This is a genomic window from Micromonospora sp. NPDC047756, assembly GCF_055587245.1.
Map to the genome: position 1 here is coordinate 308,078 of NZ_JBVJGQ010000002.1, position 26,545 is coordinate 334,622.

The window sequence follows — 26,545 nt, forward strand, 5'->3', positions numbered from 1 at the left end:
CTTGAGGAGGCACCGAGATGAGCATTACGAACGTCGACTTGTCCTGGCTTGAGGCCGCAGTCGCGCTGGTAGGCGCGTTCACCACGGTTGTGCGGTGCTGGCTGGTACAGCGGGCCGCGGTGCAGCAGGAGGCTGAGCGGACCCGCCGTGTCAAGCTGATCCTGGCGGCGCTGGCACCGGAGAAGGCCGAGGCGCTCCTGCACGCAGAGTTGGGCGGGGACCCGTGACCGAACGGGGGGTCCGTCAGTGCCCCGGCTCACCAACCCTCCGGCGCATCTCCAAGGCCTGCGGGGCGTTGAGCGCCTCGTACCCGGTCAAGGCCACAGCCCAGTGTTCCTTGGCCGTTGGATAGTCCCCGACGGCCGCAGCCAAGGCGCCTAGCCCTCGGTGTGCGCGTGCCTGCTCGAAACGGCTGCCACACCGCGTGCTCATCGCCAGTGCTCGCTCGAACGCCTGCTGTGCGGACAACGGTTCCGGCATGCGGGCGAATGCCTCACCGAGACCATTGAAGGTCATCGCCAGGTCGAGCTCCAGCCCGAGGTCGCTGAAGATCTGCTGTACCTGCAGGAGATGGGCGACCGCATCGGCATACTGTCCTAGCTCAATCTCACCGAGGGCGATCCCGCGCAAGGTGATCGCGGCGTTGCGGATCGAACCCTGTTCCTGGTAGAAGGCGTGAGCGGTGCGCAGATCGACGAGGAACTCGTCGTAGCGGCCCTGGTCAAACGCGATCCACGCGAGGTTCGCCAGGGTAGTGTGCTCGCCATGCCGGTCATCAACCGCCCGGAAGATGGCAAGCGCCGCCTGGTAGTGGGCCGCGGCGGTCTCGGACTGCCCCTGCTCGATGGCGGCCAGTCCCAGGTTGTTCTCAATGTGCGCCTGAGCGGCGCGGTCGTGCAGCCGCCGGGTGGCGGCGAGCGCTAACTCATGGGTACGCAGCCATGGCTCCCACCGTTTTGTGAGGAAGTAATAGCCCCGCAGGGTGTAGGCGAGCTGCCAACAGTGTACGTCGAGACCGATGTGGGCGGCCGTGCGGCAGATGTCGGTGAGCGTGGGCTCGTGCAGGAACAGCCACGCCAGGGCCGCCTGCGGTCGCGAGACTTCGGGGACGCGGACCGGGACGCTGGCTACGTCCAACCGGATCCGGTAGCGATGCGGAGTGATCGCGCGGTCGGCCAGGTCGGCGACGTGGAGATAGTAGTCGGCAAGCCGGTGCTGGGCCGCCGACCGATCCGTAGCGGTCCGCTCTAACACCGCCGGATCCTCCCGCAGAAACGCCGCGACCAGATCGTGAAGCCTGAACCGCTGACCCGGCCGCCGTTCCAGCAGGGACCGGGCGGCCAGACCGGTGAGCGCCCGGCGGATCTCGGCGATCGAGGCACCCGCAATGGCAGCCGCGGTGAACTCGTCCATCTCGTTGCCCGGATGAACGCCCAGCAAGCCGAAGACGTGCTGCAACCGCGACGGCAGGCTCGCGTACGACACTGCGAGTGACGCCGCCACACTGCGATCGCCGTCATCGAGTTCGCTCAGCCGGGCCCTTTCATCAGCCAGCCGTGCCGCGAATTCGTCGAGGCGCTCCAGATTCTCGCTTCGGCAGCGGGCCGCGACCACCCGGATCGCCAAGGGCAACCCTGCACAGGCTGCCACGACGTGGCGTACTGCTGATTCACCATGGGCATCGGCGTAGCCTGCTCCCGCAATGGACCGAAAGAGCTTAATTCCTTCTTCATCGGGCAGAAGGCCAAGTCTCACCGGCTCTGCCTCGTCCAGGGCGGCCAATGCGGTGCGGCTCGTCACGAGCGCCCGGCAGGCACCCGAGCCGGGCAGTAAGGGTGCCACCTGGGCCGCATCCCGGGCGTTGTCGAGCACGATCAGCACCCGCAGGGGCGCGAGCCACCTGCGGAAAAGGGCTGCACGGTCGTCGACATGGTGTGGAATTTCAGCGCTCCCGGCGCCCAGCTTACGCAGGAAGCGGTCGAGTACATCGGCCGGTTGCTCCGGAACCGTGCCCGCCGTGTATCCCCGCAGGTCGGCGTAGAGCACGCCGTCAGGGAACGCCTCCTGGAGCCGGTGCGCGATCCGCACGGCGAGAGCTGTCTTGCCGACACCGGGCATACCGCTGATGACACACACGTTCCTGGCCCGACCGGGCGCGCGCATCAGGGACAGCGCGAAGCTGAGTTCCGCCTGCCGGTCGGTGAAGATGCGGGTCGGCTGGGGTAGCGTGGCGATCGCGCCGAGGTGCCCCGCGGCCGGACCTGTCGGTGCCGGCGACGAGCGCAGAGCCTCCCGGTACGCCGCGACGAGATCCTCACTCGGATCCAACCCCAACCGATCCGCGATGATGTCCCGGGTACTACGGAAGAACGCAGTGGCCTCCTCACGCCGGCCCGACGCGACCAGGGCGCGGATCATTAGCGCCGCGAGATCCTCCCGGCACGGGTCCTCGCGCGCCGGATCACCCAGCAACTCGACCACCCGGTCGGGTGCCTTCCGTTCCCACTCCACCCGAGCCAGCCGAACTGTCGCAGCCGTGTATGCCGCCTCCAACTCCCGACGCTCACCGGCCAATCGATCGCCGACCTCCGCCAGCATCGGGCCGACCCGCAACGCCTTGGCCTCGTACAGCAGACGAGCCGCCTCATCAAGGTGCCCGGCCTCCTCGGCGTGCCGCGCCTCGGTCACCAGGGATCGGAAACGCCGCCAGTCGACCCGGCCGTCCTCCGTCAGCAGCGTGTACCTGCCGGCATGCAGCCGAAGGTCGGCGTCGGATTCGGCGTGGGCCAGCCGTTTGCGAAGCTCACTGATGTAGTGATAGACGCTGTCCCGGCTGGCACCGTCGATTCCCCACACCGTGCTCACGAGGTCGTCGGCGCTGGTGCCCGTGCGTCCACGTAGCAACAGCACGGCCAGGACTGCCCGTGCGGTCCGGCCGCCGAGGGCCACCCGCCGTCCGTCCTCCGATGTAGCCACGACCGGACCGAGCAGTTGGAACATCGTGCGCACCATGGTCACGGTCACCGCTTTCGCCGTCAGCCGCCCGGACTACGATTCTGCCACTCACATAGCCGGTTCACACGCCCCGTGATCTGACCAGCTCTCTACGTATTCCTGCAGGGGTCGCGTCGGTACGATTGCGCAGGCGAGTAAGACAGGAGGCCGAAGCGGTAGCTGGGTTCCTGCAATCGATGGGAAACGGTGCACGCAGGACTGTCGACATCTTCGAAGGGCAATGCGTGGACTACGGCCAACTCGCCGGTTTTCTGAGCAAGACCACGGTGGCCTTGTCGGCGCAGTCCGCCCGACGTGGCCACGGGTCTGGCCCGCGCGACCGCTCAAGAGCGGTGGGGTCGGGGTGCAGCAGCACCCCGACCCCACCGGCCCGCTCCGTCGGCGCGGGAGAAGGGATCTCTCCGGTCACCCGCAGCGGTGACCGTTGAGGTTGAAGGCGGTCGGCACCGGATTCGTGCCGCTCCAGGTGCCGTTGAAGCCGATGCTGGTGGACGCGCCGGGGGCGAGTCTGCCGTTCCAACTCATGCTGTCCGCGGTGACGCTCGTTCCGCTCTGCTTCCAGCTGGCCGACCAGCCTTGGCTGACCTTCTGGCTGGTGCTGGGGAAGTCGAAGGCGAGTTTCCAGCCGTCGACAGCGGTGCTGCCGGTGTTCTTGATCGTCACGGTCGCGGTGAAGCCGCCCGGCCAACTGTTCGCCGAGTAGGCGACCGTGCAGCCGCCGGTCGGGGCGGTGGGCGCGGTCCGCACGGTCAGGCCGGGCGAGGCCGCCGAGACGTTGCCCGCCGCGTCGCGGGCGGTCACCACGAAGGTGTACGGGGTGTCCGGTGTCAACCCGGTCACGGTGTACGCGGTGCCGGTGGCGCTGCCCACCTTCACGGAGCCGGCGGTGTCGACCCGGTGCACGTCGTAGCCGGTGACGGCGGTGTCGTCGGTGGACGGTGCCCAGGTCAGCGCGACGCTGTCACCGGTGATCGTGCCGGCGGTCGGCTTGCCCGGGGCGGTCGGCGCCTGGGTGTCGCCGGGGGTGGTGCCGCGCGGCAGCACCAGGTGGGTGATCGAGTTGGCCGGGAAGGTGGCCGTGAGGCCGCCCGCGGTCACCGGAAGGTCGGCTTCCCGGACGACGCCGGCGAGGTTCGCCCCGCTGTAGCGGTAGACCTGGGCGGTGCTGGCGGAGGCGCCGGTGAGGGCCACCGGGCTGGTCAGGTCGTCGCCGGTCTTGTTCACGACGACCACGGTGAGCGCCTTGTCGGCGCTGCGCTCGGCGGCGTACACGGCCAATGTGCCCTGGTCGGCGCTCGTCGCCCGGACGGACGTCTCGCCGAACGCGCCGCCCTTGCCGTCGTAGTTGCGGTAGACCCGGAAGGCGTTGGCCACCGGCTGGTCGGTCGTGGGCGCGGTCCAGAGGGTGGCCAGGTCGAGCCCTTCACGGCCGAAGATGCCGAGGACGTCAGCCTGGGCGAGGGCGCCGTTGAGAGACCCGAAGCCACCCCAGTTGTACTCGGTCATCGCGACCTTCGTGCCCGGGTAGTGCTGGTCGACAAGCTCGCGCAGGCGCGGAATGAACCGGACCGGGCTGTTGATCCAGCTTTCGTCCACGTAGGTCGGGTCCCAGAGTTGGCGGGTCGAGCGCAGCCGCAGCGCCTGGGTGGTGGCGTCACCGGCCGCGTCGCCGAGCACCCCGGACTGCTGCGGGTAGAGGTGCACGTCGAAGTAGTCGAGGATGCGGGTGCCGTGCTGCTGCTCGTACTCGCGCATCCGGTCCAGGTACCACGGGCCGAGGTCCTGGCCGCCGTGCGCGGCCTTGTCCGGTGGGTTCGACCAGCATCCGGTGCGCGAGCAGGTGTCCTGGTCGAGGCCCGAGAAGATGATCGAGTTCAGCCCCCAGCCGACCGGGCCGAGCGTCTTCGCACCGGGGTCGGCAGCCTTGATCGCGGCGGCGTACTCGTAGGTGCGGTCGCGTAGCTCGTCGTAGCCCATCCCGGTCGGGCGGACGTCGCGGTGGGTGGATTGCCACAGGTCCGGCTCGTTGTCCAGGTTGTAGAACTGGACCCCGCCGTCGGTGGCGGCGCCGAACTGACCCTTGAGGTGGTTGACGAAGTCGGTGACGTACTCCGGACCGACGGCGACGCTGGTGTCCGTCGGATCGTTGCCGGTGACCAGCGACCCGTCCGGCTTCTTGCCGTTGCCGCAGTCCGGTGCCCACTGGTCGGTGGACTCCTGCGGGCCGTACTTGGCGACGCTGAAGCCACAGGCTCGCGACCGGTCCTTGGCGATCCAGCCGAGCATCGGCACCGTCATGACCGTGGCGGCGCCGGTGGTCTTGTTCTGCTGCACGAACCGATCGCTCTCCGAGCCCTCCGGGAGGTCGCCCGGACTCGGGTTGTCGTTGGGAATGTTCTCGAAGTACCAGTCCGACGCGCGGTTGGTGGTGTCGGCACGGAAGTTGTAGCGGGTGGTGGCGTTGCCGCCGTAGCGGTGCACCGGCAGCCGCAGGTCGCTGGCGAGGGCCTGGTCGGCGAAGTTCATGCCGTAGATGTACGGGCTGATCTGGTGGCGGGCGGCAGTGGTGTCCACGGCCAGCGCCGGGCCGACCGCGGCCAGGGCGGGCGCCGGCAGGGCCAGGCCGCCGAGGGCCGTGGCGAGCACGACCGGGAGTAGAGCGGTGGTGGGACGCACGAGCATTCCTTTCGCATAGGAGCTCGACGATGGGAGCGCTTCCACAGCGTCATGCCTTCCCGGCTCCGAGTCAACGCCCAACTCGCGGGGCGGTTGGAGAGGGGCGGGTCGGGTTCACTTATAATGACGCTCATCAATGCGTCCACCGCTGATGCGATGCCGGAACGGCTCGGATCGCCGCAGCGCGGAGGGCACCACGCCGCAGCGGTGCGAGCGGGTGCACCTCAGCGTCGCATGACCGCAACGTTCCTGCTGGCCCGGCCCCGGTGGTGGGGACCAGCCGTCCTGGAGGATGACAGTGCGCAGATTTTTCGCGGTGTTCAGCGCCGCCCTGATCCTCGGCGCCGCCGTCGGTAGCGTCCCAGCCGGGGCATCGGGGGCCTCCCGGCCCTCGTGCCCCCGTGGCCTGCTCTTCTGTGAGGACTTCGAGCGACTGCCTCCCGGAGGGCCCAGCACCGTGAACTGGGGCGTCGACACCCGCCACGGCACGCTCACCGTCGAACGTACCCGTCGTGGCAACCAGGCACTGCACGTCCACACCGTTGACAACGGACGGGCCTTCCTGCGCGTCGACGACTTCGCCGCGCCGGGTAACCGCTTCTACGGCCGGATGCGTCTGCGGGTCGACGCCTTCCCCACGGCCCCCGACTGGGCGCACTTCACGCTGGTGGAAGCGACCGGCACCGGCAGCGCGGAGGTCGTCCGTCCGATCGGTGGGCAGTACGCGCCCACGGTCCCCGGAACCTTCTGGGGGATCGGCGCGGACGGCGGTCCGACCGGCGACTGGACCAACTGGCGGGAGTCCGCCCCGGTCGTCGAGGACACCTGGCAGTGCTTCGAGTGGAAGATCGACTCGGCGGACAACCGCGTCGCGGTGTGGATCGATGGCGTGGCGAACCCGGAGCTGACGGCCTCCACGACCGACCACGGCGGAAACGACGTTCCCTTTGTCCTGCCGACGGTCGACACGGTGAAGATCGGTTGGCAGCTTTACCAGGGCGGCACGACACCGGGCGAGTTCGACCTCTGGATCGACGACATCGCCCTGTCGAGCAAGCGGCTCGGCTGCTGACCTGACGCTCGGGTGCCTCGGAGGCTCTCTGCCGGCGTGCGGCCTCGCTGCCGCACCCCGGCGGATGGTCGGTCGTCGAGGACGAGGCCGCGCACATCGTTCGCCGCAGGCACGTCTCTCCGTACGGACGCGGAGCGGACTCCATGGCGATCATCGACATCTCCCGCTACGATCCGACATCGATGGACTACTGAGCGTTGATGTGTTCTGTCCGCAAGCCCTGGACGCTGGCAATCCGGCGCCGCTACGAACGTGGTGCCGACCTGAGGATCCACGCCGTCTCGACGAAGGGAACCCGGATGACGGAGAGCGCGCAGACCACCGAGAGTCGAAGCGTCCCGCCCGCGCGGCCGTACCCGTTCAGCGTGCCCGACCGCCTGGTCGTCGATCCGACCTACGGCGAGCTGCGCGAGAACGAACCGATGACCCGGGTGAAGCTTCCCTACGGCGAGGAGGCGTGGCTCGCCACCCGGTACGAGGACGTGCGTACGGTCCTCGGCGACGTGCGGTTCGGCCGTGCCCCGGCCGTTCAGCGCGACGAGCCCCGGCTCACCGCGCGCCAGCAGTACAGCGGGATGCTGACCATGGACCCGCCCGATCACACCCGGCTGCGCCGGCTGGTGGCGAAGGCGTTCACGGCACGTCGGGTGGAGGCGCTGCGACCCCGCACCCAGGAGATCGCCGACGCGCTGGTCGACGACATGGTCCAGCTCGGTCCGCCGGCCGACCTGGTGGAGCACGTCGCCACGCCGCTGCCGATCCAGGTGATCTGCGAGCTGCTCGGAGTTCCGTACGCCGACCGCGACCGCTTCCACATCTGGTCGGAGGCGATCGTCTCGACCACCTCCCTGCCCGGGGAGACGATCCAGGAATACCTGAACAATCTCTGGGGCTACATCGGTGCTCTGGTCGCCGAGCGCCGCCGCGAGCCCGGAATCGACGACCTGCTCGGCGCGCTGGTGCGGGCCCGCGACGAGAACCAGGATCGGCTCAGCGAAACCGAGCTGGTGGAGCTGGCCGCGGGGCTGCTGGCGGCCGGCCACGAGACCACCGTGACCCAGATCCCCAACTTCGTGTACGTCCTGCTGCACAACCCGGACCAGCTCGCCCGGCTGCGGGCCGACCCGTCGCTGGTGCCGGCCGCGGTCGAGGAACTGCTGCGGTACGTGCCGCTCGGCGTCGGCTCCTCGTTCGCCCGGTACGCCAAGGAGGACGTCGAGGTCGGCGGGGTGCTGGTCCGGGCAGGTGAGCCGGTTCTCGGCTCACTGTCGTCGGCGAACCGGGACGGTACCGTCTTCGCCGACCCGGACCGGCTGGATTTCGCGCGCCAGCAGAACCCGCACCTGGGCTTCGGGCACGGCGTGCACCACTGCGTCGGCGCACAGCTGGCCCGCATGGAACTACAGGTCGCCGTCGCCACCCTCGTGACCCGCCTGCCCGGGCTGCGGCTCGCCGTGCCGGAAGCCGATCTGCGGTGGAAACGGGGCATGTTGGTGCGGGGCCTGCTCGGCATGCCGGTGGCCTGGTGAGCACCACCTGGCGAATCGGGGTGGACTCGGGCCGCTGCATCGGCACGAGCATCTGCGCCGGCACCGCGCCCGAACACTTCCGCCTGGTCGACGGCCTGTCCACGCCGCTGGCTGACGTCGTCGCCCCGGCCGACGTCATCCTCGACGCCGCCGACTCGTGCCCGGTGGAGGCGATCACGATCCACGACGCCGACGACCGGCTGATCGCGCCGCAGGAGTGAGCTGACATCGAGCCGGGCCGTCCGCACCCACTGCGAGAGCTTCGGTAGACCAGCGACGACGCGGTCGCGGTCGCCGGTCAGGGGCCACACGGCTCACCGTGCCCCTCTACTCTGGACCCACGCGGCTCAGCGGGGGGTTGAGATGCCGGACAAAGAACGCAGGTCCAATCAGCCGTACAAGGACGCCAAAGGTAATTGGCAGAACGTTCCGCCCCACGTCCTGGAGCCCAGCGAGGCCGTTCCAGCCAATCGGGACGACGGCCCCTCCCTGTTCGGCCCGCTGGTGGGCTTGACCATCATCGGTCTGTGCCTGTGGGGCGTCGTGAAGGTCGCAAACTTCCTCCAGGAGTGGACCTGTCCCGTGGTGTTGCTCCTGCTCGTCGTGGCGGTGGCAGCCATCGTGCGGCGGCGGCGGAGGCGGCGGCGCTGACCAGTGCCGCCCCGGCACAGTCGAGCGAAGTCCTGCTGGGGGGGTCCGAGCGACTGGGATTCTGATCGTGGCGGACAGCTCTCCGTCGCGCGGCGGCGGCGATACTGTGGGCGTGGAGTACGTGTCCAGAGTGCCGCGACCGCCGCTGGACGGGCTGATCGACGACCTCTACTACCTGGAGGGTTCGCCGCCGTACGCCCGGCTGACGCTGCCGGCGAGTCCGGCGGCGTTCCTCATCGTCAACCTCGGCGTACCGTTCCGCATCCGCGCCGGCACCGATGTCGAGGCGGCCGAGTACGCCGACGGCTGCGTCGTCACCACGCCCACCCGCGCGTTCGAGTTCGGTTACCCACCCCGGACCCGGTCCGTCGGCGTGCACTTCAAGCCGTGGGGGCTGGCACCGTTCCTGCCGATGCCCGCGGTGGAGCTATGTGACCGGCCGGCGACGGTGGAGCAGGTGTGGGGCCGACCCGCCATCGCTGAGCTGCGAGACCGGCTGGCCACGGCCGAGGGGCCGCACGAGATGCTGACGCTGCTTGAGGACGAGCTGATGCGGCGGCTGGGCGACGCGGCCGGCCTGGGGCTGGTCCGCCGTGCGAGCCGCATCATCGCCGCGACCGGTGGGGCGGTGGCGATCGACGACCTGAGGGTTTCCGCCGGTGTCAGCAACACTCACCTCGCGCAGCGGTTCAAGGAACTGGTCGGCGTCACACCGAAACGGTTCGCCCGCAGCTACCGCTTCGCCGCCACCGTGCTCTCGATCAACCCCGCCGAACCGATCGACTGGGCCGACCTCGCCGCTGGCGCCGGCTACTTCGACCAGGCGCACTTCGGCCACGAGTTCCGGGCCTTCACCGGGCTCACACCCACCCGGTACGTCGAGGTCCGGCGGCGGTTCCTGCGCGAACATCCTGGCCACGTGCTGGACGGCTGGCCGCTACCGACCGATTGATTCCTTACAAGAGCGACAGCTCACGGAACTCTAGCCTGAGAGCATCCCCAGCAGAGGAGCGCGCCGATGGGCGACGTGGTCATGTACAGCTCGGTGTCGGTGGACGGCTTCATCGCGGACGAGAACGACCAGCCCGGACCATTGTTCGACTGGTTGACCAGCGGTGACGTCCCGTTGGACGAGAGCGGCGCGCTGAAGGTGTCACAGGCGTCCCACGACTACGTCCGGCCGTACTGGGACCAGATCGGGGTGACGATCGTCGGCCGGCACGTCTTCGACATGACCGACGGCTGGGACGGGACGCCACCGAGCGGGATCGACCACGTGGTCGTCGTGACGCACCGGCCGAAGCCGGAGGGCTGGGATCCCGAAGCACCCTTCCACTTCGTCGACGGCGTCGCGGCTGCCGTGGCCAAGGCGCGGGAGCTCGCGGGTGACCGCGTCGTCGAGGTCGCCGCTGGCGACGTCGGCGGCCAGGTGCTTGCCGCGGGCCTGGTCGACGAGGTGCGCATGGACGTCGTACCGGTGGTGTTCGGGTCCGGCAAGCGCTACTTCGGGTCCGTCGACGCGCAGCACCTGTTGGGGGATGCTGATGTCGTGATCCAGGGCAGCCGGGTGCTGCACCTGCGCTATCGGGTGCGCCGTTGACGGTCTGAGCGAGCCGGCTGGCCCCGTCCGCTCAGGCTGCGCCGTCGACCAGCGGGTCGTGGACCCGGCCGAGGAACAGCGGTACGCCGGTGAGCCGGTCGTGGATGACGTACAGGAATGGTCGGTTGACGAAGAACTGCGGGCCTTGCGGGATCGACGGCGGCCGGACGATGACGGCCGACGCGGCCGCGGCCTCGGTACCCTTCTCGTCCACCGCGATGAACGTCTCGTGCACCACGTCGTCGATGGACAGGGCCGGTTCGGTGCTCATGCCGGTGAAGTCGGCCTGTGACGTGAATGCGGTGGGCATGCCGAGGCTGCTCAGCGCGGCGCGTAGTTCGGCCGGCAGGCGGAACGTCCAGCGGGGCAGGCGCAGTTCGACGTCGGTGATCTGGAACCCGGTCAGCAACGCGCCCAGCCAGGTCGCATCGAGGCTCGCCTCGACGGCGGCGAGATCGTCCCGGGTGGGCATGACGATGGCCATGGCCAGCCCGTCGCCCGCGTACGGCACGTCGACCGCCCGCCAGCCGTCTCCTTCGAGGTAGCCCATCCGGTCGAACGGCCCGCGCATGATCGGGACGTCGACGACGGTCCCGTCATCTCGGGTGAATGCTCCCGTCGCGGTGGCCGCGGCGGTGAACGGGTACTTCCAGGCCGCCTTGAGGTAGAGCGTGTTTGTCAGGATCAGGCTGGTGTCGGGGCTCACGGCGTCGGACTGCAACAGCTCTGGGATCTTCGCGTTGGTCCGGTCGGACACCCAGCTGTTGATCTCCTGGCGGGCCACCTCGGGCGCGCCGCGGAAGTCGACGAGTCGTGGCGTGGCACCGTAGTAGCCGTCCAGGGTGTCCCGGAACCTGGGTCGCAGGGCCAGATCGAGCCGTGTCCACAGCGCGTTGGCGGTGGTCAGCCGGGGTTGCTTGACTCCGTCGCCGTCCTGGTAACGGCCGGCGAGTGTCTGCTCGACGGTGTTGAGCCCGCGGTCGAGCGCGCGGGGGCGCGGACACGGCGCGTGCAGCACCGTGTCCATCTCGTCCGCGGTGGTCGAGCGGGCGCCCGCCCTGGTCATCGCCAGCGCCAGCCCGACCGAGTACGGCGCGCACACCACGTTGCCGCCTGCCCGGGTCGCCGCCACCGTGCGGTAGAGCTCGGCCGTGAAGCCGCGAACGGCGGTGGCGGTGGCCTGCATCGTGGCCGGGTCGGGTGGTATGCGGTCCGTATCCGCCGAGGTGGACGGCGGGCCGGGCCAACGAAGATCACCCGGGGCGGCGGTGAGGGCAGCTGCGGCGAGCGGGACCGCCCGCAGAACGGATCGACGCGAGACCATATATCGAGGTTAGGGCAGTCCCACGGAAGCCCACCAGGCCCGAACCCGAATTCATCGAAACTCGACGATGTCCGTCGCTCGTGCCGGCGCTTCGGTTCGGCCGTCTCGGCCGGCGGCCTTGCCCCAATCATCTTAGTCATTAAGATAATACCGTGACCATATCGACAGGCTTCTCAGTGGCGATCGCCGGTGCCGGCCTATCCGGCCTCTGTCTCGCCCAGTACCTGATGCGCGCCGGCATCGATGTGCACGTCTACGAGCGGGATCCGGGCCCCTTCGTCCGGCGGCAGGGCTATCGGATCATCCTCGACCGGTACGGCCTGGAAGCGCTGCGTGAGAGCCTGCCGCGCTCGCTCTACAACCTGGCTCTGACCACCGGCGACGAGCCCGGCGGGCACCTACGCTTCACCGACAGCCGGCTGCGGGACGCCTTCACCATCACCTTCAGGGACGAGCCGCACGCGACCCGTCAGGTCGACCGGCTGACCCTGCGCTCGATCCTGCAGTCCGGGCTGCACGGGCGCATCCACTACGGCAAGGACGCCGTCGGCGTGGACAGCGGTGACCCGGCACGGCCGCGCCTGCTGTTCTCCGACGGCACAGCCGCAGCGGCAAGCGTCGTCGTGGGTGCCGACGGTGTCGGCTCGGCGCTGCGCGCGCAGATCATGCCGGACGCGCACCCGGAGAACACCCCGATGGCGGGCATCTACGGCCGGTCGCCCCTGTGGCGCAACGGCGCGAGCATCATCCCGGAAGCGCTGCACAGCAGCGGGGTCCTGTCCATCGCCGACCGGCCGGGCCGCGCCTTCTTCTTCACCTCCATGCGGTTCGGCGAGAGCCCGTCGGAGGCGTTCGCGCGCCTGGCCCCGGGCAGCTATGCGCCCACCGGCGACGACTACGTCATGTGGGGACTGCTGCTGCGGCAGGAGGAGGTGCCCATGGGCATCCGAGGTGACCTGCTGACGCTGTGGAGACTGGCCTCCGGGATGAGCATGGACTTCCACCCCGTCATCCGGCGGCTGGTCGGCACGGCCGAGCTGGACGCCACGGTGCTCAACCTCTTCGCCGCCGGCCAGCGCCCGCGCCGGTGGGCGGTGCCCCGGGCAACGATGATGGGCGACGCCGTGCACGTCATGCCGCCGTTCGGCGCGCACGGCGGCAACACGGCGCTGCGTGACGCCGCCCTGCTCGGCCACAAGCTGGTCGAGGCGCGGGCCTCCGGCGCGTCGGTGGAGGAGGCGATCGCCAGCTACCAGGACGAGATGGTGCGCTACGCCTTCCGGGCCGTCGACACCGCAGCCCGGCTGATGCGCCGCCTCACCGGGGGAGCGGCCGCGCCCCACTGGGTGCTGACCCGCGTGCTACCTCGGCTGCACCGGGTCACCGTACCGGAGGGATGATTGCCGGCATGTCCCACGAGCCGGCCCGCGCGTCATCGATCACCGACCTGATGCGCGCCGGGCGGGAGACGTCGCGGCTGTCCATGGTGTTCCGGTACGCCGTGGCGGAGCGGCTGGGCCTCACCGTGAGCGACCTGGAGTGCCTGGACTACCTGGCGGACGTCGGATCCGCCACCGCGGGGCAGGTCGCCGAGCGGACCAACCTCACCACCGGGGCGGTGACCAGCATGCTCCGCCGGCTCCAGCAGGCGGGCTACCTGACGGCCGAGCGCGATCCGGCGGACCGGCGGCGGTTGATCGTCGCGCTGCGGCCGGAGCGGGCCGCCGAGTTGGAGCGACCGTACGAGCGGTTCGCCGAGCGGGCGGAGCGGCTCATCGAGGGCTACAGCGTCGAGGAGGTCGGGCTGCTGGTCCGGCACCACGACCGCATGCAGGCGATGTACCTCGCCGAGTTGGACCGCCTGCGCGGCGGCGAGACCGCGCAGGGGTCTGTGTGAGGTCGGTGAGCTAGCGGGAGTCGGGGCGTTCACGCCCCACCGGTGCCGCCAGTTCCAGCTTCTGCAGCTCGGCCCGCACCTCGTCGGCCGCGCTGTGGCCGATCTGCTCGAGCGAGACGACCGCATCCTCCAGCGCCTCCCGCGCGCCGTCGCTGTCGCCGATGGCGGTGAGGCTCTCCGCGAGGTGCCGCAGGATGTCCGCCTCGTTGAAGTGGTCGTCGAAGCGGCGGATCAGCGCCCGCGCCCGGCGATAGCAGTCGATGGCCTGCTCGTACTCGCCCAGGTGATGGTGGGCGTAGCCCATGGTGTCCCAGGTGCCCGCTTCGGCGTGTTCGTCGCCGATCTCCTGGTTGAGGGCCGTCGCCTGCGCGCCGAAGCGCAACGTCTGCCGATGGTCGCCGAGCATGCTGTACAGCCAGCCCACGTTGTTCAACGCCGCCGCCTGCCCCGTCCGGTCACCGAGCCGGCGGTAGAGCTCCAGCGCCCGTTCGTTGTGGCCGAGCGCGCCCGGCCAATCGCCCTGGTTGTGGCACACCCACCCCAGGCCCCGGTGGGTGTCGGCCTGTTTCGCGTGGTCGTCCAGCTCGGCGAAGATCTGCAGTGCGTGCTGGTGTTGCTCGTAGCCCACGTCCAGACGCCCCAGTTGGGTGTGGGCTACGCCCAGACTGCGATGGGCCTGCGCCTGCCGGTGCCGGTCTCCCATCCGCCGCGCCGCGGCGAGCGCCAGGTGCTGGGTGTCGATCCAGTCGTTCCAGTGCCCCTTGTAGTCGAAGAAGGTCTCCAGCGTCCGTGCCAACTGCCACACGTGGAGGTCACGGCCGTGCTCCGCCGCGTACGCCAGGATGCCCAGCAACATCTGGTGTTCGGTGACGAACCAGGCGAGGGCCTCGGCGTGGTCGGCCAGCGAGTCGACGCCCATCGGCGCGGCGGTCCCGGCCGGGACGTCCGGCTCGGCCCCGTCGCGGTTGGGCTCGACGAGCCGGGCCGCCCGGCCGGCGGTGTGCAGGAGGAAGTCCAGCAGCCGGTCCAGCGCGTCGTTGCGGGCCTGTGCCGGCTGGTCGTCGTCCACCCGATGCCGGGCATAGAGGCGCACCAGATCGTGCATCCGGTAGCGGGCCTGTCGCGGCATCTGGACCAGATGCGAGTCGCGCAACTCCGTCAACAACAGCCGACTGCGGTCGCGGGGGCGCCCGACGAGGCTGGCCGCGGCGGCCAGCCCGATCTCCGGTGCGGGCACGAGTGAGAGCAGGACGAACAGCCGGGCCGCCTCGGCGCTGAGCGCGTGGTGCGAGGCGGCGAACACGGCGCGGATGTCGCCGTGCAGATCGCCCACGGTCAGGGCGTCGAGCCGGGTCGCTTCCTCCCGAAGCTCCTCGCTGACCACGCTCAGCGGCAGGTCGGGCTGCATCGCCGCTCGGGCCGCCACGATGCTCAGGGCCAGGGGAAGGCCGGCGCACCGGGACGCGATGTCCCGTACGCTCTGCGGCTCGACCGCCGCCCCGTGCCGGTTGAGCAGGTGGATCAACAGGTTGCGGGCCTCCGGCTCCGTCAACACCTCCAGGTCGACCGGCCGGGCGCCGTACGCGGCGACGAGCCCGCCGAGGCGGGCCCGGCTGGTCACCAGCACCGTGCAGTGCTGCCCACCGGGAAGCAGTGGAATCACCTGGGTCACGTCGCGGGCGTTGTCGAGCACGATCAGCATGCGTTTGTCAGCCACCAGGCTGCGATAGAGGGCGGTCTGCGCGTCCAGGTCCACCGGGACCGTCTCGGCGGGCACGTGCAGCGCGTCCAGCAACCCGCGCAGCACGACCTCGGGTGACACCGGAGCGGCAACCTCGAAGCCGCGCAGGTTCACGTACAACTGACCGTCCGGAAATCGCTTCAGGTTGTCGTACGCCCAGTGCAGCGCGAGCCAGGTCTTGCCGACGCCCCCGGGACCACCGATGGTGGCCACCCCGCCGCCGTCGGCGCCGGAGGCGGCCGACAGCGCGGCGAGTTCGTCGGCCCGGCCGACGAAGCCCGCGGGTGGCGCGGGCAGTTGGCGGGGTACGTCACCGCGGGCGACGACGGTCTCCGGGCTGGGCGCGGCGAGCGTCGGGTCGCCGCTGATCATCCGTAGGTGCAGGCGTTGCAACTCCGGCATGGGATCGACGCCGAGTGAGTCCGCCAGTCGCCGGCGTAGGGCCAGGTAATGGTCGAGCGCGTCGGCCTGCCTCCCGGACCGACACAGCGCCAGCATGAGCTGACCGATCAGCCGTTCGTCGAACTGGTGCTCCGCCACGGCGCGCAGGAGTTGCGGCACCAGGGCGGCGTGCTGGCCGCAGCGCAGCGCGACATCGGTGCGGTCCCGGTCGGCGGCGACCCGCTCCCGATCGGCGGCCGTCCGCACCTCATCGAGCCACGGTGTGTCGAGCTGGCCCAGCGGAGTGCCTCGCCACAACCCCAGGGCCTCGTCGAAAATCCGCAACGCCCGTCCGGCATCCTCGGTGGTCCGGGCCACAGCGAGCAGTTCGCGGAACCGGTGCAGGTCGATCGCCCACGGATCCACCTGGAGCAGGTAGCCGCCGGACTGCCGCCGGATCGACACGTCGGTGGCCCCACCGAGACTGCGCCGCAGTCGTGACAGATAGCTGTAGAGCGAACTCGACGCCGACTGCGGTCGCAGATCACCCCAGGCCCGGCTGATCAACTGATCGGTGCGGACCAGCTGATTGGCGCCGATGAGCAGGACCGCCAGCACCCCCCGCTGTCGAAGATGCCCCAGGTCGATCGACCGGCCTGCGACGCGAGCCTCGACCTCACCCAGCAGTCTGAACTCGACAGTCATCGCCGCGACCCCATTCGTCCCGGCGCGCCCCCGCACGCTCAACCGTCATAAGGTTGCTCACGATGGTTCCAGGTGGACGGCGACGCCGCCGCCCCCCTTCCACAGTCTGGAAGTGCCCGGACCGCACCGGGCCGGCCCGCCACCGCCTGACTAGCGGATTCAAGGTACGTACAAGGTTCGCGGCAGTGCTTCGACAAATACTCGGCCGATGTCACTCCATCCGTTGTTCAGAGGCGCCCTGACGCTGGCGCTCCTGTTGCCGTTGACACTGGTCGCGGCGGAGAAGATCCCTGGTGCCACGCCGGCCGCTCAGGCGAGCGGTCGCGGGCTCGAAGCCGCCTGGGCGAAGGCGGCCAAGGCCGGCGCGCCCGTCGAAGTCCCCGATCGCTTCACCGAGACGATGAAGGTGTGGGCCGATCCGGACGGCAAGCACCTGCGTGCTCAGCTGCACACCCGCCCCGTCCAACTCAAGAACCCGGGCACCGGCGTGTGGGAGCCCATCGACACCACCATCGTCGCTCGCGACGGGGTGCTGCAGACGGTCCGTACGAAGGTTCCGCTGAGCCTCGGCGGGCGCGGCAGCAAGAGCCTGGTCTCGGCAGCCGGTAGCAACGGCACGGTCAACCTGCGAGTGAAGCAGGCGCTGCCGGAGCCGAAGATCTCCGGCAACACGGTCACCTACCCCGACGCGGTGTCCAGGGGAGTTGACCTCATGGTGCGGGCCGAATCCGACGGGTTCGTCTCGCAGGTCGTCTTCCGGCAACGGCCGACCGGCCCGGTGACGGTGCGGATGCCGCTCACGCTGCCCAAGGGAACCACCTTCGGCAAGACGCCGCAGGGACTACCCCAGCTGAAGGACGGCAAGGGCGCGGCGAAAGCCGCACCGGTCGTGCTGACCGCGACCGACGCCAAGCTCGGCAAGACCTCTCCGGTCGCGGCGCGCGTGGAGAAGTCGGAGCTGGTCTTCTCGCCGGACCCGAAATTCCTCGCCGACCCGGCGGTGGCCTATCCGGTGACGGTCGCCGCCGCCTCGGAGTGGTTCGGCGGCGGCGTGCCGCAGGATGCCTGGGTCAGCAAGAACGACCCCTACAACAACCATGCCGCCGAGGGATGGTTGCGCGCCGGCACCACCCAGACCAGCGCCGACATCGCTCGGGTCTACCTGAGGTTCAACACCGACGCACCGGAGTTGGCGGGGGCATCGGTCGTCCAGGCAGACCTGATCATGTGGAACTACAAGTCCGGCGGCCCCAACGGAGCCCTCTGCGGTGACCCGTTGGGCGCGGGCATCGTCGCCGCGCGCCTCGGCTCCTCGTGGAGTCCATCTACATTGGACTGGTACAACCAGCCCTCGACAACCGGCAGCGCCGAAGGCCTGAACCGGGCGGGCTACAACTACGACGCCGTCAACACCTGGTGTGCCAAGGACGAGGAGGTCTGGCACCGGGTCACCGGCATGGCCCGGGCCTGGATCGAGCAGGACGCGCCCAACCACGGGCTGGTGCTGCGGGCGGCCAGCGAGACCGCCGCGACCAACTGGCGCCAGTACTACGCCAGCGAGTTCGGTGGCGGCGACCCGTATCCGGGCTACCGTCACCCGCCCGCGCTCATGGTCGAATACACGCCGCCACCCACCCGTACCGAGTGGGTGAAGTTCGAGTCGGACGCCGATCTGACCGAGTTCCCCAGCTACGAAGAGGCCAAGGCGATGGCCGCCCAGCCGCTCGACGACGCCAGCTGGGGGCTCACCAACGACGAGGCCGACGCGTTCGAGAGGCTCGGCGTGGGCGTGCCCAGCGAGGTCGACTCCCGGCGACTTCGACCCATGCCGAGTGACGAGGAGATCGACCCGGCCGACATCGAGCCCGACGAGGTGCCGTCCGGAGACCTTCCGGTCGACGAGACCAAGCCCACGGTCACCGGCGTGCAGCCGGTCGCCGGCAGCACCAACGTCCCGGTCGACACCACCGTCACCGTGACGTTCGGCGAGAAGGTCTGGAACCCGAAGATCATCGTTAAGGACCCCAGCGGGACCGCAGCGCCGGGCACGACGACCTCGGACGCCACCGGGCAGATCGTCACCTTCACTCCGTCGCAGCCGCTGAAGGCCAGCACCGCGTACAGCGCGGAGGCCCGTGAGGCGCACGACGAGGACGGCAACGAACAGGACCCGCACGGCTGGCAGTTCACCACCGAGAACGACACGAAGGCCCCGGCCGTCTCCGCGGTGACCCCGGCGGCCCAGGCGACCGACGTTGCGGTGGCCACGGCAGTCACAGCGAAGTTCACCGAGCCGGTCGACGGCGCCCAGCTCACGCTGAAGAACCCCGCTGGCACGTCGATCACTGGAACATCCGCCATGGACGTCGCAAAGCGGGTGCTCACCTTCACCCCGGCGGGGCCGCTGGCCGAGACCACCGCGTACACCGCCGAGGTTTCAGGGGCCACGGACGGCGCGGGCAACGCGATGTCCTCCGCGCACACGTGGTCGTTCACCACCGGTGTGAAACCGCCGACCGGGCTCGTGGCCGCCTATGGGATGAACGAGGGGACCGGGACGAGAGTGGGTGACTCGTCCGGCCAGAACAATGCCGGTACGGCCACCAACACGACGTGGAACGCCACCGGCAAGTACGGCAAGGCGTTGTCGTTCAACGGCACCAGCAGCCTGGTCACCGTCGCCGACGCGCCCTCGCTGCGGCTCACCGGCGGGCTGACCCTGTCGGCGTGGGTGCGGCCCTCCTCGGTCGTGAGTTGGCGCAGCGTGGTCGCCAAGAACCTCGCCACCGGGGAAGGCGCGTCCTACGTGCTGTACGGCTCGAACGGCGACGCGCCGTCGGGCTGGCTGCAGCGCGGCGGCCAGTCGTACCAGGTGAGCGCTGGCACGCCGCTGGCCGTCAACGCCTGGAGCCATCTGACGGTCACCTATGACGGCGCCAACGCCCGGCTGTACGTCAACGGAACCCAGGCTGCCCGGACACCGCTCACGGGGGCGCTCGACGTCGACGGCGGGAAGCTGACGATCGGTGGCAACACGGTCTGGGGCGAGTACTTCAGCGGCCTGGTCGACGAGGTACGCGTCTACAACCGCGCCCTCGACGCGACCCAGATCCAGGCCGACATGACCACTCCGGTCGGCGCCACCGGCCCCACCCCCACACCGACTCCGACGCCAACGCCCACTCCCACCCCGTCGCCCACCGACCCGTCGGACCCGGTGCCCGGACTGGTCGCGGCCTACAACATGAACCAGGGCTCCGGCACCACGGTCTCCGACTCGTCCGGGCAGGCCAACAGCGGAGCGGCCCACGACACGACCTGGGCCACCAACGGCAAGTACGGCAAGGCGTTGTCGTTCAACGGCAGCAGCAGCCTGGTCACTGTCGCGCACGCGCCATCGTTGCGACTGACCACCGCGCTGACCCTGTCCGCCTGGGTCCGACCGGACGAGCAGTCCGACTGGCACACGGTGGTCATGAAGAACCTGGCATCCGGAATCAACGCCTCGTACGGCCTGTACGCCTCCGACCGGGACGGCCCCGCGGGGTGGCTCACCACCAACGGTGAGCCGGTCACTCCCCAGGGTCCCACCGCCCTGCCGGACGCCACCTGGAGCAATGTGGCGCTCACCTACGACGGCAGCAGGGCCACCCTCTACGTCAACGGCACAAAGGCCGGCGAGGTCGCCGTCACCGGCACCATCGACGACGACGGGGGCACGCTCACCATCGGTGGCAACGAGATCTGGGGCGAGTACTTCAGCGGCCTGATCGACGAGGTACGCGTCTACAACCGCGCGCTCACCGCGGCGCAGATCCAGAGCGACATGAACACGCCGATCGGTGCCGCCCCGGCGGCGCAGCGCGCCACGTCCTCCAGCAGCACCTCGGAGATCGCGAAGCTCGCGATCTCCGATGGCGAGGGGACCACGCCGGCGTTCACCACCTGGCTGTCGCGTCCAGCGAACCAGCCGGCGAAGGTGCAGGTCGAGGTGGCCGCACTGCCGGAGAAGTCCCCGACGGGCAAGGCGGCGGTCGACGCGAAACCGATCTGGTCGGGCGCGATGACCAGCGCGGGCGGCGCGGCGCGCCACACGCTGCGGATGCCATCCGGCAAGCTCACCAAGGGCCAGTGGGTGCGGTGGCGCGCTCGCACGACGGCGCCCGACGGAACCAGCGCGTGGTCGAAGTGGCAGACGTTCCAGGTCGGCGACGCCCACTCGGCCGGAAAGCTCCCCCCGCACGGCACGTTCGAGGCGGCCGACGAGAACACGGGGGCGCCGTTCGACTACGAGCGGATCGACCGCCCGGGCTGCAACGCCGCACGTCTGAGCTCGCCCCGACCCAACCACGCGTTCGGCTGGACCGTCCTGCGCCCCTATTCGGCCTGCCACAGCAAGATCCTGGGTTGGGTCGACTTCGAGGTGAATCAGTACACCGGCCTGCCGACGTCCCGGTGCCCGAAGTCCAAGGGCGTGATGATGACCGTCAACACGATCGTGTTCACCAACCTGGGCACCTCGAACGGCAAACCGGTTGTCGACGCCCCCGCGAACTCGACCCTCACCGCCAGGGACATCAGCCTCTGGACCAGCATCACCAACATCAAGACCGAGGCCGCCAACTGCACGCCCACGAACGCGTTCGACGGCGACACGCTTCGGCTCCGGATCGACGCGAAAGGATCCGACAACTCCGATTGCGAGATGATCGAGGGAGCCAACCGGGACGCGACCATCGGCGCCTTCAAGCGCGACGGTGAAGACGCTTTCGTCTTCCAGTCGAAGACGAAGGCCTGGGGGAACTGCACCCTGCGGCCCAAGCTGTTCAACGCCGACAGCTTCCTGTTCGTCGATCCGACGCCCTTCCGACTGTGGCAGTATCTCGTCACCGAGAACGGACCCCCGACCAGGCGGGGCGATCTTCCCTTCGTCGCCCGCTGCGACAGCGAGCGCATCAGGTACCGCACGTTGATCGGGGGAGAGCTGAAGTGGGTCGGCAACACCGGAGGGTGCCGGTTCCTGGGTGCCGACCGGGTCTACACCATGTACTCCCAGGACCCCGACCGGTGGGAGGTGGCGCAGCACATCCAGTTCGCCTTCCAGAACCCGCAGGGCACCGAGCCGAAGGTCAACCTGCAGGGTGCGCCCATCACCAAGAGGTTCCCCGGCAACTACGACGCCTGCGGGGCGACGCCGTGCGCGAAGATACCCCTCACCAAGCGGGCGAACACCGCCCGGGTACCCCAGCCCGACGGGGCGCTCTACACCTCGAAGAACAAGTATTTTCGCGACAAGTACCGGGTGAACCTTCCCGGATTCGGTCCGGGTAGGCAGTGCGACGAGTACCCGTTCGCATCTACCGACCAAGCGCTCGGTGTCGAGGGACAGATGGTCAACAACGTCTGGACTCCGACCCACAACGCGTCACTACGCATGGTGACCACCGCCCAGAACGCGGCTGCCGGACGTGACCTCGGGGCCTTCTACGCCCGATATCGAGTGTTCACCAGCCCGCAGCTCGAAGGAGGACTGCAGAACAGGCCATCCAACGCCTTCTTCGTTCGGATCAAGCCGGGCCTTCCACCGGCCTCGTAGCGACCGGCCTCGTAGCGACTGGTTTCGTAGCGACTGGTTGAGGAGGGGAGCCCGTCCGGGCTCCCCTCCGACCCGGTGATTCTCAACCCTGCGCGGGTTGCCGCTACGGTTCCCCGCCGCCCGCTGACGCCGCGGGGACGGCCGGGGCGGCCAGCTTGACCCTGGGGCGGTCGGCGTCGGGATGGCGCAGCTCGTCGAAGATCGTCAGCGCCTCTCGCCACGCCCGGCGCGCGGCATCGAGGTCACCCGCGGCCCGCAGGCTGTCGCCCAGGTTGTCCAGCACCTCCGCCTCGTCGTAGCGGTCGCCGAGTTCCCGGTGCAACTCCAGGGCCCGCCGGTAGCAGTCCGCGGCCCGGTCGTGGTCGCCGAGGCCGTGGTGGACGAAGCCGAGGCTGTCCCAGGTCAGCGCCGCCCCGTGCCGGTCGCCGGTCTCCTCGTGCAGCCGCAGGGCCGCCTGGCAGCAGTGCAGCGCCGGCCCTGGCTCGCCGAGCCGGGCGTGCATCCAGCCCAGATTGTTGAGCGCCTTGGCCTGTCCGACCCGGTAGTCGGCGGTCCGGTAGAGGTCGAGGGCCAGCCGGGTCTCGTCGAGAGCCGCCGGCAGCCGACCCTGCCGTGCGAGCACCCAGCTCACCCCGAGGTGCGTGTGCGCCCGTCCGGTGTCGTCGCCCAACTCGCGGTACAGCTCCAGGTCGCGCCGGTAGTGCCGGTGCGCCGCCTCGTGATCGCCCGACCAGGTGCAGGCGATGGCGAGGCCCCGGTGCGCCTGGGCCTGACCGGCCAGGTCACCCCGGCGCAGCGCCGCCGCCAGGGCGGTCCGCTGCGCGGTGGCCAGCTCGGGCCAGTGCCCGCTGCGATCGAGGTACGTGGTGAGGGCCGCCGCCAGCGTCCACGCGTGCCGGTCCAGGCCGCCGCCCGCCGCCTGCTCCACACACGCCAGCAGAACGTGGTGCTCGGCGGCGAACCACGCGGTCGCCCACGCGTGCTCCGGGCGGTCGCCAACCGTCACACCCGGCTCGGGGGCGGGCAGCGCGGCCGGCCGCGCCAACCGGTACGGGTCGAGCAGGTGGTCCGCCGCGTGCGAGGCGTGCAGGTAGTGGTCGAACAGGCGGCGTCGGGCGGTCTTCCGCTCCTCCTCGGGGTCGGTGCCGTGACACAGCTCCGAGGCGTACGCGCGAAGCAGGTCGTGCATCGCGTACCGGCCGGGGGTGCGCTCGGTGAGCAGGTTCGCCCGGGTGAGGTCGGCCAGCAGCGGTTCGACCCGAGCCGGCGGCAGGCCGGCGAGGCTGGCCACCGCCGTCCGCTCGGCATCGGGGCCGGGATGCAGCCCGAGCAGCCGGAACAACCGGGCCGGGTCGGCGTCCAACGCCCGGTACGACCAGGAGAAGACCGCCCGTACGTCGGTCGTGGGATCGCCGGTGGACAGTGCGGTGAGCCGAACCGGGTCGGTGTCCCGCAGTTCGGTGGCGAACGCCCCCAGCGGTACGTCGGGCTGCCCGACGGCACGGGCCGCGACGACGGCCAGGGCCAACGGCAGGCCGGCGCAGCGGCGCACGATCTCGTCCAGCGCCGCCGCCTCGCGCCCGACACGGCGGCGACCGAGCCGATGGGCCAGCAGCTCCCGGGCCTCGGCCGGCCGGAGCACGTCGAGGGTCACCGGGTGGGCCCCGGCGTTGACCACCAGGCCGGTGAGCCGATTGCGGCTGGTCACCACGACCAGGCTTTCCGGGGATCCGGGCAGCAGGGGTCGCACCTGCTCTTCGTCGCGGGCGTTGTCGAGCAGCACCAGAACGCGGCGGTCGGCCAGCAGGGTCCGGAACAGGGCGGCCTGCCGGGGCAGGTCGGTGGGCATCCGCTGGGGCGGCACGTGCAGCGCCTCCAGGAAGCCGCGCAGCGCCTCGCCCGGCGACACGGCCCGGCCGTCGAGGTCGAACCCGCGCAGGTTGACGTAGAGCTGCCCATCCGGATACCGGTGCGCGACCCGGTAGGCCCAGTGCACCGCGAGGGTGGTCTTGCCGACCCCGGCGGTGCCGGCGATGGCGGAGATGACCACCGCCCGGCCCGGATCGCCCTCGCCGCCGCCCGGGGCGGCTCCCGCCAGTTCGGCGGGCAGCAGCGCGTCCAGCTGCCGCAGCGCCGACGTACGGCCGGTGAACCAGGCGGGGGCGCCGGGAAGCTGCGCCGGAGACGGGCCGTGGGGCTCGACAGGTGCGGGCTCGGCCGGCATCCGCCCCCGCAGCACCCGCAGGTGGGCCTCGCTCAACTCGGGGCCGGGCTCCACGCCCAACTCGTCGACGAGGTGGCGGCGGGTCTCGGTGTAGAGCCGCAGCGCGGCTGCCCGCTGACCGCAGCCGGCCAGGGCCAGCAGATATCCGGCCACCAGCGACTCCCGCAGCGGATGCTCGGCCACCAGGGGGCGTAGGGCACGCGCCGTCGCGGCGAACCGGCCGAGGTCGAGTTCCACGGCGGCGAGCCGCTCGTACGCGAGCAGGCGTTGCTCGTCGAGGCCGGTGGCGGCAGCGTCGACGAAGGCTCCGGTCGCTCCGGCCAGCGCCGGCCCCCGCCACAGCGCCAGGCCGTCGCGGAGCAGTCGCGCCGCCTCTGCCCGCCGGCCGGCTGTCTCCTCGGCGCGGGCCCGCTCGACCGCCACGGTGAACTCGGCGAGGTCCAGCTCGCCCATGGGTACGGTGAGGCGGTAGCCGCTGCCCTGGGTCGTCAGCAGGTCGGCCGCTGCCACCTCGCGCAGGGCCGACCGGATTCGGGAGACGCAGACCTGCACCTGGGTCCGGGCGCTGGCTGGTGGTTCTTCGGCCCAGAGCGCCGACACGATCTGCCCGAGGGGCACCAACCGGTCGGCGTTGAGGAGCAGTAGCGCGAGCACCGCGCGTTGCTGAGGGCGGTCGATCGGAAGGACCCGCCCCCCGGCGGTCACCTGGACGGGGCCGAGGAGGGACCACCGCATGGCTTTCCTGTTCGGTCGTGTTCGGACGTCCACAGTCTAGGGACGGCGGGGCCCGGCACGGCGGCGCCAAGCGGTCGGATAGCGGACGACAAGCGGGCCCGCCCAGGCTCTTCTCAGCCGTCGGATCCGTGGTCCGGCGGGAGGCGGGCTGGCACGGCGTCGGCCGAGGCGGACAGGGAGAGCGACATGCGAGTAACCAAGGGACGGGGCGCGCTGGCGGCCGTTGTGTCGACGGCTGCCGTGGTGGCCGGCTTGGGCTGGGCGGCACCGGCCTCGGCGGAACCGGCGGGGCTGGAGACGGTGACCCAGTCGGCGGCCGAGAGCAGCCTGGACAAGTCGGCGTTCGCGTCCTGCCCGACCGGCAAGGTGGTCACCGGGGGCGGCGGCTTCCTCGTCTCCGGCTCGTCGGCCAATGGACGGGTCGGGCTGGACCGGTTGGAGCCGCTGGCGAACGGCAGCGGTTTCTTCGTGACCATGCGCGAGGTGGGCCCGGTCAATTTCGCCGGCGACTGGGCTCTGCAGGCCCTGGCCCAGTGTGCCACCGCGCCAGCCGGGTACCAGGTCGTGGCCACGACCGGGGCGGTCGGCACGGAGTACGTCACGGCGAGCTGTGGCACGAAGAAGGTCATCGGCATGGGTGGGCGGATCAACAGCGGCCTGGGCGATCTCGTGCTCGACCAGGTGGTGCCGTCGTCCGACCTGACGTCGGTGACCGTCCGGGCGGTCCCGGTGCAGGGCACCTCGCCGTCCGGCTGGAGCGCCACCTCGATCGCCGTCTGCGCCAACGGGCCCGCCGGGCTGGAGCGGATCGTGGGGACGGCGCCGAGCGCGAGCGATTCGGCCGACACCCGCGTCAAGACGTGCCCGGCCGGCAAGGGCCTCTACAGCGCGGGCGCGGACATCAACGCCGGCAATGGTCAGGTGCTGCTGACGGCGGTCAACATCACCGGAGGGACCACCGCGCGGGTGCGGGCGGAGGAGGACGCCGACGGTTTCGCCGGCTCGTGGAGCCTCAACGCATACGGCATCTGCGGGAGCTGATCCGGGCCGGGGCCGCCGCTGGCGGCCCCGGCCGACTCCGACCCGTCAGACCGTTGGCCACACCGGATCCGGGCAGGCACAATGCGGCGGTGTCAGATTTCGCCGAACCGCTCGGCTACCGCCTCAACCGGGCCTGATGACGCCGAGTTCTGCCAGCGCGTGAGCGTCCTTCTCGACCAGGGCTATCAGCTGCACGGGTCGCCGGCGCTCACCTTCGACGGCGAACGCGTGATCGCCGCTCAGGCGTTGGTGCTGCCGCACTCCATCGGCTCCGTGCGACCGTCAGCGGAAGGTGTCGACGTCGCGCGCGGCGCAGGCGGCGAAGGGACGTGCTAGGCCACCGCTGACACCAGCACCG

Annotated in this window: 17 protein-coding genes; 12 read left to right on the forward strand and 5 right to left on the reverse strand. The window is 70.4% G+C overall.

Annotation, left to right across the window (positions count from 1 at the left end; translation table 11 throughout):
* The first annotated feature begins 17 nt into the window (after window positions 1-17).
* Window positions 18-227, forward strand: a complete 210-nt coding sequence (locus ACZ6NZ_RS06565; RefSeq protein WP_465856392.1) for a hypothetical protein — start codon at window positions 18-20, stop codon at window positions 225-227.
* A gap of 16 nt (window positions 228-243) precedes the next feature.
* Here ACZ6NZ_RS06565 and ACZ6NZ_RS06570 read toward each other — a convergent pair whose 3' ends face one another.
* Together ACZ6NZ_RS06570 and ACZ6NZ_RS06575 are read right to left on the reverse strand one after the other, a co-directional pair.
* Window positions 244-3,024: an AfsR/SARP family transcriptional regulator gene (locus ACZ6NZ_RS06570; protein WP_465856394.1), complete on the reverse strand. Its 2,781-nt coding sequence runs from the start codon at window positions 3,022-3,024 to the stop codon at window positions 244-246.
* A gap of 396 nt (window positions 3,025-3,420) precedes the next feature.
* Window positions 3,421-5,691, reverse strand: a complete 2,271-nt coding sequence (locus tag ACZ6NZ_RS06575) for a glycoside hydrolase family 44 protein (RefSeq protein WP_465856396.1) — start codon at window positions 5,689-5,691, stop codon at window positions 3,421-3,423.
* A gap of 292 nt (window positions 5,692-5,983) precedes the next feature.
* Here ACZ6NZ_RS06575 and ACZ6NZ_RS06580 point away from each other — a divergent pair, with 292 nt between their 5' ends.
* From ACZ6NZ_RS06580 to ACZ6NZ_RS06605, 6 genes are all read left to right on the forward strand, one after another.
* Window positions 5,984-6,763 (forward strand): hypothetical protein, encoded by a 780-nt coding sequence (locus ACZ6NZ_RS06580; RefSeq protein WP_465856398.1) that lies wholly within the window; start codon window positions 5,984-5,986, stop codon window positions 6,761-6,763.
* 299 nt (window positions 6,764-7,062) lie between these two features.
* Window positions 7,063-8,292, forward strand: a complete 1,230-nt coding sequence (locus ACZ6NZ_RS06585; protein WP_465856400.1) for a cytochrome P450 — start codon at window positions 7,063-7,065, stop codon at window positions 8,290-8,292.
* Window positions 8,289-8,513, forward strand: coding sequence for a ferredoxin (locus ACZ6NZ_RS06590; protein ID WP_465856402.1), 225 nt, complete (start codon window positions 8,289-8,291; stop codon window positions 8,511-8,513). The genes ACZ6NZ_RS06585 and ACZ6NZ_RS06590 overlap by 4 nt, the downstream gene beginning before the upstream one ends.
* Window positions 8,514-8,655: 142 nt before the next feature.
* The gene (locus tag ACZ6NZ_RS06595; protein ID WP_366608461.1) at window positions 8,656-8,943 is read left to right on the forward strand and encodes a hypothetical protein; all 288 of its coding nucleotides are present in this window, start codon (window positions 8,656-8,658) and stop codon (window positions 8,941-8,943) included.
* Window positions 8,944-9,055: 112 nt separating this feature from the next.
* Complete coding sequence (locus tag ACZ6NZ_RS06600) at window positions 9,056-9,895, forward strand: helix-turn-helix domain-containing protein (protein ID WP_465856404.1); 840 nt, start codon at window positions 9,056-9,058, stop codon at window positions 9,893-9,895.
* A gap of 66 nt (window positions 9,896-9,961) precedes the next feature.
* Entirely contained in the window at window positions 9,962-10,543 is a 582-nt protein-coding gene (locus ACZ6NZ_RS06605; protein ID WP_465856406.1) for a dihydrofolate reductase family protein, read from the forward strand.
* A gap of 31 nt (window positions 10,544-10,574) precedes the next feature.
* Here the strand turns inward: ACZ6NZ_RS06605 and ACZ6NZ_RS06610 are convergent, their stop codons facing one another.
* A complete protein-coding gene (locus ACZ6NZ_RS06610) occupies window positions 10,575-11,867 on the reverse strand; it encodes a serpin family protein (protein ID WP_465856408.1) in 1,293 nt (430 codons plus the stop codon).
* Between the two features lie 152 nt (window positions 11,868-12,019).
* Here ACZ6NZ_RS06610 and ACZ6NZ_RS06615 point away from each other — a divergent pair, with 152 nt between their 5' ends.
* Together ACZ6NZ_RS06615 and ACZ6NZ_RS06620 are read left to right on the forward strand one after the other, a co-directional pair.
* The gene (locus tag ACZ6NZ_RS06615; RefSeq protein WP_465856410.1) at window positions 12,020-13,267 is read left to right on the forward strand and encodes an FAD-dependent oxidoreductase; all 1,248 of its coding nucleotides are present in this window, start codon (window positions 12,020-12,022) and stop codon (window positions 13,265-13,267) included.
* A gap of 8 nt (window positions 13,268-13,275) precedes the next feature.
* Window positions 13,276-13,764: a MarR family transcriptional regulator gene (locus tag ACZ6NZ_RS06620; protein ID WP_465856412.1), complete on the forward strand. Its 489-nt coding sequence runs from the start codon at window positions 13,276-13,278 to the stop codon at window positions 13,762-13,764.
* Between the two features lie 10 nt (window positions 13,765-13,774).
* On the opposite strand, the gene ACZ6NZ_RS06625 is transcribed toward ACZ6NZ_RS06620, so the two are convergent.
* On the reverse strand, window positions 13,775-16,591 hold the full coding sequence (locus tag ACZ6NZ_RS06625; protein ID WP_465856414.1) for an AfsR/SARP family transcriptional regulator: 2,817 nt from the start codon (window positions 16,589-16,591) through the stop codon (window positions 13,775-13,777).
* A gap of 208 nt (window positions 16,592-16,799) precedes the next feature.
* Here ACZ6NZ_RS06625 and ACZ6NZ_RS06630 point away from each other — a divergent pair, with 208 nt between their 5' ends.
* Window positions 16,800-22,187 carry a LamG-like jellyroll fold domain-containing protein gene (locus ACZ6NZ_RS06630; protein WP_465856416.1) on the forward strand — a complete coding sequence of 1,796 codons (5,388 nt, stop codon included), beginning with the start codon at window positions 16,800-16,802 and terminating at the stop codon, window positions 22,185-22,187.
* Window positions 22,188-22,290: 103 nt separating this feature from the next.
* Here the strand turns inward: ACZ6NZ_RS06630 and ACZ6NZ_RS06635 are convergent, their stop codons facing one another.
* The gene (locus ACZ6NZ_RS06635; protein ID WP_465856418.1) at window positions 22,291-25,146 is read right to left on the reverse strand and encodes an AfsR/SARP family transcriptional regulator; all 2,856 of its coding nucleotides are present in this window, start codon (window positions 25,144-25,146) and stop codon (window positions 22,291-22,293) included.
* 186 nt (window positions 25,147-25,332) lie between these two features.
* Here ACZ6NZ_RS06635 and ACZ6NZ_RS06640 point away from each other — a divergent pair, with 186 nt between their 5' ends.
* The gene (locus tag ACZ6NZ_RS06640) at window positions 25,333-26,187 is read left to right on the forward strand and encodes a hypothetical protein (RefSeq protein ID WP_366608451.1); all 855 of its coding nucleotides are present in this window, start codon (window positions 25,333-25,335) and stop codon (window positions 26,185-26,187) included.
* Between the two features lie 81 nt (window positions 26,188-26,268).
* Entirely contained in the window at window positions 26,269-26,523 is a 255-nt protein-coding gene (locus ACZ6NZ_RS06645; RefSeq protein WP_465856420.1) for a DUF1737 domain-containing protein, read from the forward strand.
* The last annotated feature ends 22 nt before the right edge of the window (window positions 26,524-26,545 follow it).